The sequence below is a fragment of the Burkholderia aenigmatica genome (assembly GCF_048627025.1).
In the GTDB taxonomy this organism is placed as follows: domain Bacteria; phylum Pseudomonadota; class Gammaproteobacteria; order Burkholderiales; family Burkholderiaceae; genus Burkholderia; species Burkholderia aenigmatica.
The window spans coordinates 1,832,769-1,847,871 of sequence record NZ_CP184469.1 but is presented as its reverse complement, the minus strand read 5'-3'; the positions used below and the strand labels follow the sequence as shown (position 1 = coordinate 1,847,871).

The following is a 15,103-nucleotide window of genomic DNA, read 5'->3' as shown; positions in this document are numbered from 1 at the left end:
GCTTCCGATAATGGTCCGGACACAACGCAGCCGCCCCGTAGAAGCACGGGAGTGGCGCTGACCATGGAGGAGTCGATGCAATTCACGCAAGCGATCGTTCGCCGCCCCGCGCCGTCCTGTGGCGCGGGCCTGACCACCGCCGAGCTCGGCGCGCCTGACTACGACAAGACGCTCACGCAGTTTCACGCTTACTGCGAAGCGCTGCGCACGCTCGGCGTCGAGCTGACCGAACTGCCGCCGCTGGACGCGTTTCCCGATTCGCACTTCGTCGAGGACACCGCGGTCGTGACGCCGGAATTCGCGGTGATCACGCGCCCCGGTGCGCCCGCGCGACGCGGCGAGACGGTGCATATCGAAGCGGCACTGGCCGCGCATCGCGACCTGCTGCCGATGCAGGACGGCCGCCTCGACGGCGGCGACGTGATGCAGGTCGGCAAGCGCTTCTACATCGGCCTGACGGGCCGCACCGACGCCGCAGGCATCGCCGCGTTCGAATCGCTGGTGTCGCGCTACGGCTATTCGGTCGTCGCGGTGCCGGTGGGCGCCGGCCTGCATCTCAAGTCGGTCGTCAACGCGCTCGGCGACGACACGCTGCTCGTGACCGAAGCGCTGGCCGCGCATCCGGCGTTCGCCGACTATCGCCGGATCGCGATCTCGGCCGCCGACGAATACGCGGGCAACACGCTGCGCGTGAACGGCACGCTGATCACCCCGGCCGGCTACCCGCGCGTGCACGATGCGATCGCATCGCTCGGGCTGCCGCTGCACGTGATCGACACGAGCGAGTTCCGCAAGATGGACGGCGGGCTGACCTGCCTGTCGCTGCGGTTCTAGCCGATTGGCGCGCGGCCGCTTCGGCCGGATAATGTGGCCCCCGCGCGGAACCGGAGACGTTCCGCGCACCAGCCACGACCCGACCGGAGCGAACGCGGATGACCGACAAGAAGATGCAGCTCGACAAGATCGATCTCCGGATCCTCGACATCCTGCGCACCGACGGGCGGATTTCCTACCGGAAGCTGTCGGAGCTCGTGAACCTCACGCCGCGGCCGTGCCAGGCGCGCGTGGAGCGGCTCGAGGCGCTCGGCGTGATCGAAGGGTACCGCGCGGTGATCAAGGCGCCGCGCGCAACCAAGCCGATCGTCGTGATCGCGCAGATCACGCTGGCCGACCACGGGCGTTCGCAGGCACCGTTCGAGGACGAAATGCGGGCGAATCCGGCCGTGCTCGATTGCTGGCTCGTCAGCGGCACGTTCGATTTCCTCGTGCGGCTCGCGTGCGAGGATCTCGACGAGTACCGGCGGATCGCGAACGCGTGGCTGGAAAGCCCGCGGTTCCGGATCGAGAAGATCGTGACGACGGCCGAACTGCAGGCGATCAAGCGCAGCGTCGTGTGAGGCAGCCGGCCGGAAAGGGCCGGTTTCAACGCGAATGACCGGGTTGGGCGATTCGCATTCCGAATCAAATCGCCCGCCCCGAATCCAATCAGGGTGAACACTATGGATGCTTTGCAAGCGGCAGCGGAGACGGCCGCGCCGTCCGGAACGACGCTGAAGCGTCGTCTGCAGGGCCGCCACATCGCGATGATCGCGATCGGCGGCTCGATCGGCACGGGGCTGTTCGTCGCGTCGGGGGCGTCGGTCGCGCAGGCGGGGCCGGGCGGTGCGATCGCCGCGTACATCGCGATCGGGCTGATGGTGTACTTCGTCGTCACGGGCCTCGGCGAGATGGCCGCGCTGATGCCGGTATCGGGTTCGTTTGCGATCTACGGCGAGAAGTACGTCGACGAAGGCTTCGGCGTCGCGCTCGGCTGGACCTACTGGTACAGCTGGGCCGTGACGATCGCGATCGAGCTGGTCGCCGCGCAGATCGTGATGCGCTACTGGTTTCCAACCCTACCTGGCATCTGGTGGGGCGCGGGCTTTCTCGTGCTGATCTTCCTGCTGAATACGCTGTCGGTGCGTGGCTTCGGCGAATCGGAATACTGGTTCTCGTTGATCAAGGTCGTCACCGTGGTCGCGTTCATCGCGGCCGGGCTGCTGATCGCCGCCGGCCTGATCGGGAACGGGCATCCGGTCGGCCTGCGCAACTTCACGACCGGCGACGCGCCGTTCGTCGGCGGCGTGCACGCGATGATGAGCGTCGCGCTGATCGCGGGCTTCTCGTTTCTCGGCACCGAACTGGTCGGGATCACGGCCGGCGAATCGGAGAATCCGCGCCAGACGATCCCGCGCGCGGTGAAGCAGATCTTCTGGCGGATCATGCTGTTCTACGTGTTCGCGATCTTCGTGATCGGCCTGCTCGTGCCGTACACGGACCCGAACCTGTTGAAGAGCGACGTGACCGACATCGGCGTGAGTCCGTTCACGCTGGTGTTCAGCCATGCGGGTTTCCGGCTCGCGGCCGGCGCGATGAATCTCGTGATCCTGACGGCCGTGCTGTCGGCCGGCAATTCCGGCACCTACGCGGCGACGCGGATGCTGTACAACCTCGCCGCGGAAGGGCGCGCACCCGCGATGTTCGCGACGCTGTCGCCGGGCGGCGTGCCGCGCAACGCGCTGTACGCGACGATGGCCGTCGGCGGGCTGTGCTTCCTCACGTCGTTGACCAACAACCAGAGCATCTATCTGTGGCTGCTGAATACGGTTGGCATCACGGGCTTCATCGCGTGGCTCGGCATCGCCGTGTGCCATTACCGGTTCCGCAAGGGCTTCCTGAAGCAGGGCTACCGGCTCGATCAACTGCCGTACCGCGCGAAATGGTTCCCGTTCGGGCCGCTGTTCGCGATCGCGATCTGCATCGTGATCTCGCTCGGGCAGGACTATCAGGCGTTCTTCGCGGCCCGCATCGACTGGATGGAAGTGCTGTCGATCTACGTGTGGATTCCGCTGTTCGTCGCGATCTGGTGGGCGTATCGCCGCGCGCGCAAGAGCCGGCTCGTGCGCTACGAAGAGATGGACATCGGGCCGTGGCTGACGCGTTCGGTCGAGGCGGTCGATGCGGGGGCGAGCCGGCCCGGGCGCGGCAACTGAGCGATGGCACGTACGCTGCCGGGCGTTCAATGCGCTCGCCCGGCATCTCGCGTGCCCGGGGTGCCTCGCTTTCTGTCGGTTCCCTTTGGATTGGCGCTCGGTGCGGGTGCGTGACGCTTTCATGTCGCGTTCGTCCATCGTGCGCCACCCGCGCAATCCTTTCGCAGCCCGTTCGGCGGCTGCTTAATCGGCCCTTAAGCAAGCGGTCGGGATAATGGCGTCGCGTTTGCCTCGACCTGTCGCGGACGCGTCCATTCTCACGTTCAACCGCTCAGGAGCGACCGTTGTTCCGCTCTCCGCTTGCTTCGTCGTCGTTCTCCGCTTGCCGTTTGCGTGCCGCGCTTGCCGGTGCCGTGTCGTGTGCCGTCGTGCTCGGCGGCTGCACGGCATACCACCCGCGACCGTTGACCCCGCACGCGACACTGACCACCACCGACGCGCTGAACCGGATTCGCATCGATCCGGCGGCCATGCCGCTGCCGGAACTGGCTGCGCATCGCTTCGATCCATCCGATGGCTTCGACATCGAGGACATCGCGATGCTCGCGGTCGCGAACAATCCCGACCTGAAGCTTGCGCGCGACGATCTCGGGATTGCACAGGCGCAGGCGTTTTCCGCGGGCCTGCTGCCCGATCCGCAACTGTCGGTGTCGAGCGATTTCCCGGGCGCGGCCGGTCTCGAGCGCGCGTTCAACTACGGCCTGAGCATGGACGTGATGGCGATCGTCATGCGCAATGCGAACAAGCGGTCCGCCGACGCGACGGTGCGCAAGACCGATCTCGGTCTGCTGTGGCAGGAGTGGCAGGTCATCGCGCAGGCGAAGCAGCTGTACACGAAGGCGCGCTACGAGGACGCGACGTTGCCGCTGCTCGCGCAGGCACGCGCGCTCAACACGGCGCGCTACGAGCGGATCGCGCATGCGCGGCAGGCGGGCAACGTGACGGATGACGTCGTCAGCGTCGCGTCGACGGCCTGCAGCGATGTGCGCAAGCAATACGACGACATGGTGCGTGCACGCGAGCAGACGCACCACGACCTGAACGCGCTGCTCGGGCTCGCACCGGACGTCGAACTGCGACTGGCCGGCGCCGACCGGGCGGTGCCGCTGACCGATGCGACGCTCGACGCCGCAGTGGCCGCGCTGCCGCAGCGGCGGCCCGACCTGATCGCGCTGCAGGCCGGCTACGACGCGCAGGAGCAGAAATATCGCGCCGCGATCCTGAACCAGTTTCCGAGCCTGAATGTCGGCTTCAATCGGGCACGCGACACGTCGGGCATTTATACGACCGGCTTTCAGATTGCGCTGAGCCTGCCGATCTTCAATCGCAACCGCGGCAACGTCGCGATCGAGCAGGCAACCCGCCAGCGGCTGGGCGACGAATACCAGTCGCGGCTGAACGTCGCCTATGCCGATATCGCGCACCTGCGTGCCGATTCCCGTCTCGCGACGGAGCAGCTTGCGCAGGACGAGGCTGCGCTGCCCGCGCTCGAACGGGCCGCCGAGCATGCCGGGCACGCGTACGCCGCGCACGATATCGCGCTCGGCCAGTACACCGACGCGCAGCTTGTCACGCTGACGAAGCGGATCGACGTGGCGACGCAGCGCGATGCGCTCGCCGAGCAACGCATCGGCCTGCAGGCGTTGCTCGGCAGTGCCGTCCCCGATGCCTTTTCCACCGACTCCCCCCAGCGTTGACTTCATGCCAGCCGTCCTGAATTGCCTTACACGCCGCCGCGCGGCAGCATTCGCCGTCGCGCTTGCCGCGCTTGCGCCGTGCGCCGGGCCTGCGCGTGCCGATGAACCCGTGACCGCCTCGGTTGAAGCCGTGCGCGTGCAGCGTGCGCCGATCTCACAGCAAGTGCGTGCGTACGGCATTGTCGCCGCGTCGTCGGCGAGCGTGATGTCGGTGAACCTGCCGTACACCGCGCGTCTGCGCAAGGTTCTCGTGCTGCCCGGCCAGACGGTCGCGCGCGGCACGCCACTCGTCGTCGTGCAGGCCGATCCCGCCGCGGTGCTGGCCGCATCGCAGGCGGCGAGTGCATTGACGCTGGCGCGCGGCGAACTCGCGCGTACGCGCTCGCTGTACGACGACGGTCTCGCGACGCAGTCGCAGCTGGCCGCCGCGCAGAAAGCGCTCGACGATGCGCAGCAGGGGCTGGCCGCGCAGCGGCAGATGGGCGTGCATGGCGGCGACGTGACGATCGCGGCGCCGTCCGCGGGCGTCGTGTCGCAACTGTCGGCGCTGCCCGGCGACCAGTTGCAGGCCGGCGCGACGATCGCGCAGCTTGCGGCGACCAACGGCGCGTCGAGCCACCAGGCGAATGTCACGCTCGGCGTCGATCCGTCGTCGGCCGCGTCGATTCATGCGGGCGACGCCGTCGTGCTGCACGGGTTGTCGACCGCGCTGGAACACGCGAATCCGGCGGGGCAGGTCGTCGTCGCGGGCGCGTCGATCGATCCGCAGAGCCAGCTCGTGAACGTCGGCGCGAACGTGCCGCTCGGCGGCACCGCGTTCATTCCCGGGACGCGCGTGAGCGCCGATATCGCGACGCAGACCGGCACGTGGTGGGTGGTGCCGCGCTCGGCGGTGCTGCGCGATGCAAAGGGCGCGTACGTGTTCCAGGTGACGCCGAAGCAGGCGGCACGTCGCGTCGATGTCGCGGTGCGCGTCGAAAGCGGCGACCGTTACGGCGTGGACGGCCCGCTGAATGCGGCCGAGCCGCTCGTCGTGACCGGCAACTACGAACTGCAGGACGGGATGGCCGTGCGTCTTGCCGGAGGCGTGCATCGATGAACTTCGGGCAATGGATGCAGCGGCACCGGCGCTCGCTGCTGTTCGTCGTCGCGCTGCTCGCGATTGCCGGTGCGCTGACGGCGTTCCGGCTGCCGATCTCGCTGTTTCCGAACGTGTCGTTCCCGCGCGCCGTCGTGTCGCTCGACGCCGGCGACCGGCCGGCCGAGCAGATGGCCACACTCGTGACCATGCCGGTTGAAGAGGCGCTGCGGCGCGTGCCGAACGTGCGCGACGTCGAATCGAAAACGAGCCGCGGTTCGGCCGAGATCTCGCTGAACTTCGACTGGGGCACCGACATGGCGCAGGCGACGCTGCAGGCGCAGTCGGCGATCGCCGAGATCCTGCCGTCGCTGCCGGCCGGCACGACGATGCAGGTGAAGCGGATGGATCCGACCGTGTTCCCGGTGCTCGCCTACAGCCTCACGTCGTCGCGGCAGTCGCTGTCCGAACTGCGCGATCTCGCGCAGTTCCAGTTGCGGCCGCTGCTGTCGTCGGTCGACGGCGTGGCACGTGTCGAGGTGACGGGCGGCGCGCAGGACGAACTGCAGGTCGCGATCGATCCCGCGCGGCTTGCCGCGTACAAGCTGTCGGTGGAGGACGTGTCGAAGGCGATCGGCGCCGGCAACGTGTTGATGGCAACCGGGCGCATCGAGGATCACTACAAGCTGTATCTCGTCGTTGCCGATACGACGATCACGTCGCTCGATACGCTGCGCAACGCGGTCGTCGCATCGTCGGGCGGCAACCAGGTGCGCGTGGGCGACGTCGCGACGGTGTCGCGCGGCACGGTCCCGCAATGGATCCGCGTGACAGCGGACGGACAGGATGCGGTGCTCGTCAACGTGTTCCAGCAGCCGGGCGCGAACAGTGTGGCGATGGCCGCGGCGATCCGCGCGAAGCTCGCCGATTTCCGCAAGCAGATGCCGTCGGGTGTCCGTCTCGCGAACTGGTACGACCAGAGCCAGCTCGTGATCGCATCCGCATCGAGCGTGCGCGACGCGATCCTGATCGGCGTCGTGCTGGCCGCGTTCACGCTGTTCGTATTCCTGCGCAACTGGAAGGTCACCGCGATCGCGGTCGCCCTGGTGCCGATCGTGATGAGCACGACGATCCTGCTGCTCGACGTGTTCGGGATGGGCTTCAACATCATGACGCTCGGCGGGATGGCGGCGGCCGTCGGGCTCGTGATCGACGACGCGATCGTGATGATCGAGCACATCGCGCGACGCATGCGCGAGGCGGGCGCTCACGCATTTCACGGCCGCGTGATGAGCGCGGCGCTCGAATTCACGCGGCCGCTCGCCGGGTCGTCGGCCGCGACGCTGATCATTTTCGTGCCGCTCGCGTTCCTGTCGGGCGTGACCGGTGCGTTCTTCAAGGCGCTGTCGATCACGATGGCGAGCGCGCTGTTCATTTCGTTCATCGTGAGCTGGCTCGCGATTCCGATCCTGTGCGATCACTGGCTGACGCCGGCCGATGCGGCGGAGCATCGCGAGTCGCGTTTTGCCCACTGGCTGAACACACGTTATGCGACGCTCGTCGAGCGCGTCAGCCGCCAGCCCTGGCTGGCATTCGCGGGCGTGGTGCCGCTGCTGGTCGTGGCCGCGTTCGCGTTCACGCGCGTCGGCAGCGGGTTCATGCCGTCGATGGACGAGGGCGGCTTCGTGCTCGACTACCATACGGCGCCCGGTACCTCGATCACCGAGACCGATCGCCTGATGCGCGAGGTGGAAACGATCATTCGCGAGAACCCGAACGTCGCGACGTATTCGCGCCGGACGGGCGCGGGCCTCGGCGGCGATCTCAACGAACCGAACAAGGGAGACTTCTTCGTGCGCCTGAAATCGGGGTCGCGCGAGCCGATCGATACCGTGATGGAAGAGATCCGTTCGAAGGTCGAGACGAACGTGCCCGGCGTGAATATCGAACTCGCGCAATTGATGGAGGATTTGATCGGCGACCTGACCGCGGTGCCGCAACCCGTGCAGATCAAGATTTATTCGGACGATCCGAATGTGCTCGAAGCAACCGCGCGACGTGTGGCGGCGCGCATCGGGAAGATTCAGGGCATCGTCGACGTCGACGACGGCATCAACCCGGCGGGCGATGCGCTCGACCTGCATATCCGGTCCGACGCGGCGGCCGCCGAAGGGATGGATCCGCAGTCGATCGCGCAGCAGGTGTCGGACTTGCTGGAGGGAAGCGTCGCGACGCAGTATCAGCAAGGTCCGAAGACGGTCGGCGTGCGCGTGCGGGTGGCGGACGCGATGCGGATGAACGGCACGGGGCTGGGCGCGTTGCAGATCCGCGCGCCGGACGGGCACCTGTTTCCGCTCGACCGCGTGACCGACCGTATCACCATCAGCGGTCAGCCGGAGATCAGTCGCGACAACCTGAAGCGGATGGTGTCCGTCACCGCGCGGATCGACGGTCGCGATCTCGGTTCGACGATCGCGGACGTGCAGCGCGCGCTCGGCGATGCGAACCTGTTGCCGCCGGGCGTCTATTACGAGCTGGGCGGTCTGTATCAGCAACAGCAGATCGCCTTCCGCGGGCTCATCGCGGTGTTCGGCGCGGCCGTTGCGCTCGTGTTCGCGCTGCTGCTGTTCCTCTACGAGCGATTCCGCGTGGCGCTCGCCGTGATGGCGATGCCGTTGTGTGCGACCGGTGCCGTGTTCGTCGGGCTGTGGGTGACCGGCATCGAGCTGAACATCTCCGCCATGATGGGGATGACGATGATCGTCGGCATCGTGACGGAGGTGGCGATCTTCTACGTGTCGGAATTCCAGGGGCTCGTGCGCGACGAAGGTATGGCGCCGGATGTGGCGCTGCTGGCGGCCGGCCGCAACCGGTTGCGGCCGATTGCGATGACGACGATCGCAGCGATCCTGGCCTTGCTGCCGCTCGCGTTTGCACTCGGGCAGGGTTCGGCGATGCAGCAGCCGCTTGCGGTCGCGATCATTTCGGGGTTGATCGTGCAGTTGCCGCTCGTGCTGCTCGTGCTGCCGGCGCTGCTGCGCGTGTTGCTGTCGGGGCGGCGCCCGGGGAGGGCGCAAGGGTAGGGCCGCGCGCGCGCACGTTGCGTCAGTCCGCTCGCGCAAGTCGCGCCTTCATGAAATCCACCCACGCGCGCACTTTCTGCGGGACGTGCCGCGTTGCGACGTATAGCGCGTAGACGTTCTGCTGCGGAAACCGGTACGCGGGCAGTGCGTCGACCAGTGTGCCGCTCTCGAGATCGTCGCGTACGAGCCATTCGGGCAGCAGCGCGACGCCGCTGCCCTGGCGTGCCAGTTCGCTCAATACCGATGCGTTGTCGACGACGATGCGAGGCTTCTGGGCCGGTCGAAACGCATGTTCGTTGCCCGCGCGATCGGTGAGCATCCATTCGGCGATCCGCTCGAGCCGGCTGTGGCCGAGCTGCGGCAAGCGGGCCAGGTCGTCGGGCGACGCCGGGAGCGGCAGCCCGGCTTTCGCGGGCAGACCGGGTGCCATCACGGCGAGCACATCGTAGGTGGCGAGGCAGACACCGCGATAGGGCAGGTCGCGAAAGTGCTCGTCGCGTCCGAGCCGGATCGCGACGTCGAAGCGGTCGCGCACGAGATCGGCCTGGGAGGTATGCGTCTCGAGCCGCACGCGCAACGCGGGATGTTGCGCGGTGAACGCATGCAGCATCGGCGCGAGGACGCGCGCCGCATACTCGACCGTCGACGTCACGCGCAGGATGCCGTGCATGCCGCCATGCTCGCCGCGCACCTCGTCGATCGCGCCTTCGGCTTCTTCGAGCACGCGCAGGCAGCGCTGGTAGAAGCGCTCGCCGGCGTCGGTCAGCTCGACACGCCGGGTCGTCCGCGTGAGCAGCGTGACGCCGAGCTCCGCTTCGAGCTGCTTGATGTTGAAACTGACGGCCGCCCGCGCCTGGTTCAGCGCGGTGGCGGCGGCCGTGAACGACCCGGCCTCGACCACGGCACGGAAGACGGCGAAACGATCGAGGCTCACCATGGTTGGGGCGTGGGTCCTGTCTATGCGTTGGATCGCTCGAAGGGTACCCGAATGTGCGGCCGCGTGCGGCGCGCGGTGCGTGGCCGCGACTGCGCGGCGTTGCCGGGACGTGACCTGATTGTCAAAAAAATTCGACGAAACCGGTCGAATCCGGCCGCTTACCGATGGGCCGGCCGGCCTCTACACTGCGGCGTTTCGTGATGTTGCCGCCGCCATGACCGACCGTTCCAGAATCGCCGCCGTCTACCTGCTCGGCTTCGCGATCGATCTCGCGAACATGTTCATGCTGAACGCCGCGTATCCGGCGCTGCAGCGCGAACTGCACGCGTCGGTCGCGCAGCTTGCGTGGGTCGGCAACGCGTACGTGCTCGGCCTGACCGTCGTGATCCCGTTCGGCACGTGGCTCGCGCGCCGCTGCGGCGAGCGGCGCGTGTTCGCTGCATCGCTGCTGCTGTTCGGGTTCGGCAGCGCCGGCGTCGGCGCATCGCCGTCGATCGGGATGCTGCTCGCGTGGCGGCTGGTTCAGGGGCTCGGCGGCGGGCTGCTGATTCCGGTCGGGCAGACGATGGCTTATCGCGCGTATCCGCCGCAGGCGCGGGCGCGGCTCACGTCGGTCGTGATGATGGTCGCGCTGCTCGTGCCCGCGTTGTCGCCTGCGATCGGCGGTGCCATTGTCGATCGCGGGTCGTGGCGCGCGATCTTCTTCGCTATGTTGCCGATCGCGGCCGCGACCGGCGTGCTCGCGTTCGTATGGCTGCCGCGCGACGGCGCGCGCGACCGGCCGCCGCGGCTCGACTGGCCGGGGCTCGGCCTGAGTGCGGCAACGCTTGTCGCGTTGCTGCTCGGGCTGACTGCCGCGGGGCAGCCCGGCGGCGCGGCATTCCCGCTCGCGATGCTGGCCGTCGCGCTCGCGGCAGGCGCCGGCTATGCGGTGCATGCGCGTCGGGCCGTGTCGCCGGTGGTCGACCTGCGCCTGCTCGCGCAGCCGCTGCTGCGGATCGGCGTGGTGGTCTATCTGTGCGTGCCGGGCATCTTTACGGGCGTCAACCTCGTTGCGTCGCTCTATCTGCAGAACGCGCTCGGATTGAGCGCCGCGCATGCCGGCGCGCTGATGCTGCCGTGGGCGATCGCGGCGTGCTTCGCGATCGCGACGACGCGCCGCTGCTTTCCGCGCCACGGCGCGAAGCCGTTGTTCGCGTGCGGCATCGCGATCGACTGTGTCGGCATCGCACTGCTCGCGACGCCGTGGGCCGGCGTCGAAGCCGTTCGCATCGCGGCATTCGTGGCGATGGGGTTCGGCGCGAGCCTGTGCACGAGCACGTCGCAAAGCGCGGCGTTCGTCGACGTGCCGGCCGACCGGATGGGCGACGCGAGCGCGCTGTGGAACATCAACCGCCAGTTGAGCTTTTGCATCGGCGTGGCCGTGCTCGGCAGCGCACTCAATGCGTTGCTGGCGTTCGACGCGGGCGGCCCGTCGCTCGCGCCGTACCGCTGGTGCTTCGGGCTGGCGGTCGCGCTGACCTTGCTGCCGCTCGGTCTGATCGCGCGGCTTCCTGCGCACGCTGCGCCGGCCGCGCAACCCGTTTCATCCCACTCCTGAGAACCTGAGAGCCTTATGACTTTGCCGAATCCATATTTCAAGGAAGTCGTCGATACCGTTGTCGACATCGAGTGCTGGTTGTCCGGCCGTGCTGCACCCGAGCGGCTCGCGGCGCTGATGGCGCGTTTTTCGCCGGGATTTTCGATGATCGCGATGTCGGGTGCGGTGCTCGATTACGCGGGCGTCGATGCGCTGTTTTCAAACGGGCACGGCGCGCGTCCCGGGCTGGCGATCGAGATCGACGAGTTGCGCGGGCTGGCCGTATGGTCCGACGGTGCGACGATCGGCTATCGCGAAACGCAGACCGATGCGGAGGGGCGGCGCACGGTGCGGCGTTCGACGGCCGTATTCCGGCGCGAGGCGGACGGCCTGATCGTGTGGCGCTATCTGCACGAGACGCCGGTCGTCGCGTGAGGAGGGCGTCCGCCGCCGCGCACGAAGCGGCGCGGACGCCGGGCCGGCGTTACTTGTCCAGCTCCGGATAGTGCCGGAAGATGCCCATGTCGTTGAACGGAATACGGCGTTCCGACTCGAGATAGTGTGCGACCGGCGGATGCAGTGCGACGCGGTCGTGCAGTGCGACCAGCGCCGCGATCTTCCGCTCCGCGCGCTTCATCGCCTTCGGAAATGCGTAGCGCAGGCCCTCGATCAACTGGAACATCGACAGGTCCGCATAGCTGAGTGCGTTGCCGGCGAGGTAGCCGCTCTGGTGCGGATTCTGGTCGAGTACGCGCTCGAAGTAACCGAGGAATTTCGGCAGCCGGTTTTCCAGGAAATCGGCTGCGCGCTCGGCGGCTTCCGCCTGCTGATCCTCGTAGTAGAGGCCGCTTGCGATCGGATGATGCGTGTCGTGGATCTCGGTGACGAAATCGGCGACGGTCAGCTGAAGCTGGTGCACCCACAGCCGGCCGGCTTCGTCGTCGGGCGCGAGCCCGAGCCGCGCGCCGAGAAACAGCAGGATGTTCGCGGTCTGCCCGATGACAACGTCGCCAGCTTTCAGGAACGGCGGCGCGAACGGCACGCATTCCGCCTTCGTGCTGTCCATCATGCGCATCATCGCCGGCACGCCCATGCCGCGCCCCGATTCGCGCGCGACGTCGACATAGTCGGCTTCGGCCGCTTCGAGTGCGAGCCGCACATATTCGCCTCGGCCCTGGATCTCGGGCCAGTAATACAGTTCGTATCGCATGCTGTTTTCCCGTTCGTTGAACCGGCTGCCACAGGCATCGTGACGACCGGGCGGCCGCGTGTCGCGCGGCGCCCGCTGCGAATAGACAGTCTAGGCGATCGCCGGAAAAGTGCCGCGCGCATCGCGCGCTACGCGTCGCGCTCGCCGCCCTCGGGGCCGTAGAAGAACACCCAGGTCGAGAAGTCGTCGGAGAAGCCGACGAAGCGGTGCTCGACGTGTGCGGGGACGAACAGCACGTCACCGGCCGCGACCTCGCATGTGCGACCGTCGATGACGAAGCGCGACGTGCCGGTGGCGATCGCGTAAACCTCGTCGCGCGTATGCGGCTTCTGCTTGTCCTCGATGCGCGGCCGGTACAGCTCGACGTCGAGCGTGCCGTGGTGGAACAGTGTCGTGAACAGCGTGCCTGCTTCGTCGAGGCGGGCGAGTGATTCGTTCAGGCCGAGCTTCATCCTGGTGTGCTCCGGGTCTGGATCGTGGGGATCGGGCCATCTGCGTCGTGCCATCGTAGCGCGAAATGCCGGGGGCGTCGTACGGCGCGCGCGGGACGCAAGATCGCCACCGGTGGAACGAATCAAGCGTGAGCTCGCCATCCGTGAAACGCGGGCGTCCATCCGCGAAACGACGACGCGATTGTGCGGATTCGATCGTGAACTTCACCGCAATTTAATAAACGCCGACTACGATCCGGCCTCGTCAATCTACAAAAGCGCAGCGAATCGATTCGCGCTGCAGCACTGCCGTCCGTCGCTCACCTGCGCGACACGCCCGATTGCCATTTCCCGTGACCGTGAATGCGACGCCGAGGAAGCTCGTCGACGTTATTCGCATCATTTCGTATTTCTTATGAAACTGAATCCGCTGGCTTCTTCACGCAGAAAATTCCTGGCCGCCGCGCCGGCCGTCGCGGCGGTGCCGCTGCTGAGCGCGTGCGGCGGCGACGACGTCACGTCGGCGCCCGTTACCGACGCGGCGCTGGCCGCGCAGATGTCCGCGAAGCTGAATACGCAGCTCGGCGACGCGGCGACGGTCAACGCGATCGTGCCGGCACTGACCGACGTCGGATTTACTTGGGACTTGCCGACGTTCCCGGCCGCGCAGATCGGCGCGATCGTCGCGTACAGCTTCGGCAATCGCCCGAACGCGGCGAGCGGCAATACGTCGAGCACCGGCGGCAACCAGTCCGCGTTGCCCGACCCAGGGCCCGTCAACGAAGCGCTCGCGGATGCCGTGTATCGCATCCGCCAGCTGAAACCGGTGAAGGTGTACGCGCAGTGGGAGATCGCGCGCTTTCTCGTATCGAAGTACGGGATGGGCACCGACGTGCTGTCGTCGATCGAGCCGGTGATCGCGAGCGACGGCTCGATCGTATACCTCAGCACGGCCGGCGTGGCCGCCGAGGCCGTGTCGCGTGCAGGCGGCGCAGCCGCGATGGGCAGCGTCGCGGTGGTTGGTCATCGGGATCACGCGAAGCGCTGCATCCAGACGTCGCAGCAGGCGGGCATGAAGGCGGCCGCGGTTGCGGAGGTGTCGTTGCCGACGCTTTACGACCCGCAGTCGGGCCAGCCGTGGACGCGCAACCGCAGCCTGTACCTCGTACACGACATGTATGCGCAGATGCTCGGCCGCGCGATCGGCGCGACGATGCAGGCGTACCCGAAGGGCTGACGTACTTTCTTTCTCCCGATTCCCATGACCATGCAGACCCGCCGCCATTTCCTCGCCTCCGCACTCGCCGCGGCCGGCGCCGCCAGCACGCCCGCCTTCGCGAGCGACGCGCCTGTTTCAGACGCCGAACTGCAACGCCAGATGCTCGGCAAGCTGACGAACGAACTGAACGACCGCGCAGCCGCCACCGACGAGACCGGCTACCTGTTCGATACGTTTTTCTCGTGGACGCCTTCGACTGTCCAGAACACGGCCATCAACACGATTGCCGCATTCAGCTTCGGCGGTCGCGCCGCGGCGTCGTCCGGTGCCGCGCCGGTGCCGGGCCCCGTGAACGAGGCGATTGCCGACGCCGTGTTCCTGCTGCACCAGAAGGTTGCCGTGCGGATCTTCGCGCAGCAGGAGGTCGCGAGCGTGCTCGCGTCGAAATACGGGCTGACGGCCGGCGTGACGTCGATCGCGACCCCGGCCCTGGCCGCCGGCAGCCCGATACCGACGCCCGACGGTGTTGCTGCCGCGATCGTCAAGCAGGCTGGCTCGGCCTCGGCACTCGGCAACGTCGGTGTCGTCACCCATTCGGATCAGGCGTCGATTGCCGTGCGCGTGTCGAATGCCGTGGGGATGCAGGCCGCGGTGCCGGCAGGGCTGACGCTGCCGTCGCTCTACGATGCGTCCGCGCAGATGCCGGCATTGCGGCGCCGTGATCTGTACCTGCTGAACAACGTCGGCGTGCAGCTCGGCATGCTGCGGCTCGACCTGATCAACCGCGAATACCCGAACGGCTGAAGCCGCCGGACGTTCGCTGAACCTTTCCCGTTC

At 67.5% G+C, this 15,103-nt stretch carries 13 protein-coding genes; 10 read left to right on the top strand and 3 right to left on the bottom strand.

Going from position 1 to position 15,103, the window contains the following annotated elements; all coding sequences use genetic code 11:
* Positions 1 to 75 precede the first annotated feature (75 nt).
* From ACN8ZM_RS25235 to ACN8ZM_RS25210, 6 genes are all read left to right on the top strand, one after another.
* Positions 76 to 834 (top strand): dimethylarginine dimethylaminohydrolase family protein, encoded by a 759-nt coding sequence (locus ACN8ZM_RS25235; RefSeq protein WP_043177652.1) that lies wholly within the window; start codon positions 76 to 78, stop codon positions 832 to 834.
* 98 nt (positions 835 to 932) lie between these two features.
* Positions 933 to 1,397 carry an Lrp/AsnC family transcriptional regulator gene (locus tag ACN8ZM_RS25230; protein WP_043177650.1) on the top strand — a complete coding sequence of 155 codons (465 nt, stop codon included), beginning with the start codon at positions 933 to 935 and terminating at the stop codon, positions 1,395 to 1,397.
* A gap of 102 nt (positions 1,398 to 1,499) precedes the next feature.
* Complete coding sequence (locus tag ACN8ZM_RS25225; protein WP_043177647.1) at positions 1,500 to 3,032, top strand: amino acid permease; 1,533 nt, start codon at positions 1,500 to 1,502, stop codon at positions 3,030 to 3,032.
* Between the two features lie 284 nt (positions 3,033 to 3,316).
* Positions 3,317 to 4,729 (top strand): TolC family protein, encoded by a 1,413-nt coding sequence (locus ACN8ZM_RS25220; protein WP_420211077.1) that lies wholly within the window; start codon positions 3,317 to 3,319, stop codon positions 4,727 to 4,729.
* Between the two features lie 109 nt (positions 4,730 to 4,838).
* The gene (locus ACN8ZM_RS25215) at positions 4,839 to 5,828 is read left to right on the top strand and encodes an efflux RND transporter periplasmic adaptor subunit (RefSeq protein ID WP_420211076.1); all 990 of its coding nucleotides are present in this window, start codon (positions 4,839 to 4,841) and stop codon (positions 5,826 to 5,828) included.
* Positions 5,825 to 8,890 (top strand): efflux RND transporter permease subunit, encoded by a 3,066-nt coding sequence (locus ACN8ZM_RS25210; RefSeq protein WP_420211075.1) that lies wholly within the window; start codon positions 5,825 to 5,827, stop codon positions 8,888 to 8,890. The genes ACN8ZM_RS25215 and ACN8ZM_RS25210 overlap by 4 nt, the downstream gene beginning before the upstream one ends.
* A gap of 22 nt (positions 8,891 to 8,912) precedes the next feature.
* On the opposite strand, the gene ACN8ZM_RS25205 is transcribed toward ACN8ZM_RS25210, so the two are convergent.
* Positions 8,913 to 9,827 carry a LysR family transcriptional regulator gene (locus tag ACN8ZM_RS25205; protein WP_420211074.1) on the bottom strand — a complete coding sequence of 305 codons (915 nt, stop codon included), beginning with the start codon at positions 9,825 to 9,827 and terminating at the stop codon, positions 8,913 to 8,915.
* 214 nt (positions 9,828 to 10,041) lie between these two features.
* On the opposite strand from ACN8ZM_RS25205, the gene ACN8ZM_RS25200 reads away from it, so the two are divergent.
* A complete protein-coding gene (locus ACN8ZM_RS25200; protein WP_043177634.1) occupies positions 10,042 to 11,427 on the top strand; it encodes an MFS transporter in 1,386 nt (461 codons plus the stop codon).
* A 15-nt stretch (positions 11,428 to 11,442) separates the two neighbouring features.
* Positions 11,443 to 11,841, top strand: a complete 399-nt coding sequence (locus tag ACN8ZM_RS25195; protein WP_420211073.1) for a DUF4440 domain-containing protein — start codon at positions 11,443 to 11,445, stop codon at positions 11,839 to 11,841.
* A 49-nt stretch (positions 11,842 to 11,890) separates the two neighbouring features.
* On the opposite strand, the gene ACN8ZM_RS25190 is transcribed toward ACN8ZM_RS25195, so the two are convergent.
* Both ACN8ZM_RS25190 and ACN8ZM_RS25185 read right to left on the bottom strand, forming a co-directional pair.
* The gene (locus tag ACN8ZM_RS25190) at positions 11,891 to 12,616 is read right to left on the bottom strand and encodes a glutathione S-transferase (protein WP_043177631.1); all 726 of its coding nucleotides are present in this window, start codon (positions 12,614 to 12,616) and stop codon (positions 11,891 to 11,893) included.
* A 128-nt stretch (positions 12,617 to 12,744) separates the two neighbouring features.
* A complete protein-coding gene (locus ACN8ZM_RS25185) occupies positions 12,745 to 13,068 on the bottom strand; it encodes a cupin domain-containing protein (protein ID WP_420211072.1) in 324 nt (107 codons plus the stop codon).
* A 394-nt stretch (positions 13,069 to 13,462) separates the two neighbouring features.
* On the opposite strand from ACN8ZM_RS25185, the gene ACN8ZM_RS25180 reads away from it, so the two are divergent.
* Together ACN8ZM_RS25180 and ACN8ZM_RS25175 are read left to right on the top strand one after the other, a co-directional pair.
* Positions 13,463 to 14,284 carry a hypothetical protein gene (locus ACN8ZM_RS25180; protein ID WP_420211071.1) on the top strand — a complete coding sequence of 274 codons (822 nt, stop codon included), beginning with the start codon at positions 13,463 to 13,465 and terminating at the stop codon, positions 14,282 to 14,284.
* A 30-nt stretch (positions 14,285 to 14,314) separates the two neighbouring features.
* A complete protein-coding gene (locus tag ACN8ZM_RS25175) occupies positions 14,315 to 15,070 on the top strand; it encodes a Tat pathway signal protein (RefSeq protein ID WP_420212671.1) in 756 nt (251 codons plus the stop codon).
* Positions 15,071 to 15,103 lie beyond the last annotated feature (33 nt).

Bases quoted from the DNA above. Each gene is read 5' to 3' on its own strand.
- ACN8ZM_RS25235 (WP_043177652.1), top strand. From the start codon at position 76: ATGCAATTCACGCAAGCGATCGTTCGCCGCCCCGCGCCGTCCTGTGGC.
- ACN8ZM_RS25230 (WP_043177650.1), top strand. From the start codon at position 933: ATGACCGACAAGAAGATGCAGCTCGACAAGATCGATCTCCGGATCCTC.
- ACN8ZM_RS25225 (WP_043177647.1), top strand. From the start codon at position 1,500: ATGGATGCTTTGCAAGCGGCAGCGGAGACGGCCGCGCCGTCCGGAACG.
- ACN8ZM_RS25210 (WP_420211075.1), top strand. From the start codon at position 5,825: ATGAACTTCGGGCAATGGATGCAGCGGCACCGGCGCTCGCTGCTGTTC.
- ACN8ZM_RS25205 (WP_420211074.1), bottom strand. From the start codon at position 9,827: ATGGTGAGCCTCGATCGTTTCGCCGTCTTCCGTGCCGTGGTCGAGGCC.
- ACN8ZM_RS25200 (WP_043177634.1), top strand. From the start codon at position 10,042: ATGACCGACCGTTCCAGAATCGCCGCCGTCTACCTGCTCGGCTTCGCG.
- ACN8ZM_RS25195 (WP_420211073.1), top strand. From the start codon at position 11,443: ATGACTTTGCCGAATCCATATTTCAAGGAAGTCGTCGATACCGTTGTC.
- ACN8ZM_RS25190 (WP_043177631.1), bottom strand. From the start codon at position 12,616: ATGCGATACGAACTGTATTACTGGCCCGAGATCCAGGGCCGAGGCGAA.
- ACN8ZM_RS25185 (WP_420211072.1), bottom strand. From the start codon at position 13,068: ATGAAGCTCGGCCTGAACGAATCACTCGCCCGCCTCGACGAAGCAGGC.
- ACN8ZM_RS25180 (WP_420211071.1), top strand. From the start codon at position 13,463: ATGAAACTGAATCCGCTGGCTTCTTCACGCAGAAAATTCCTGGCCGCC.
- ACN8ZM_RS25175 (WP_420212671.1), top strand. From the start codon at position 14,315: ATGCAGACCCGCCGCCATTTCCTCGCCTCCGCACTCGCCGCGGCCGGC.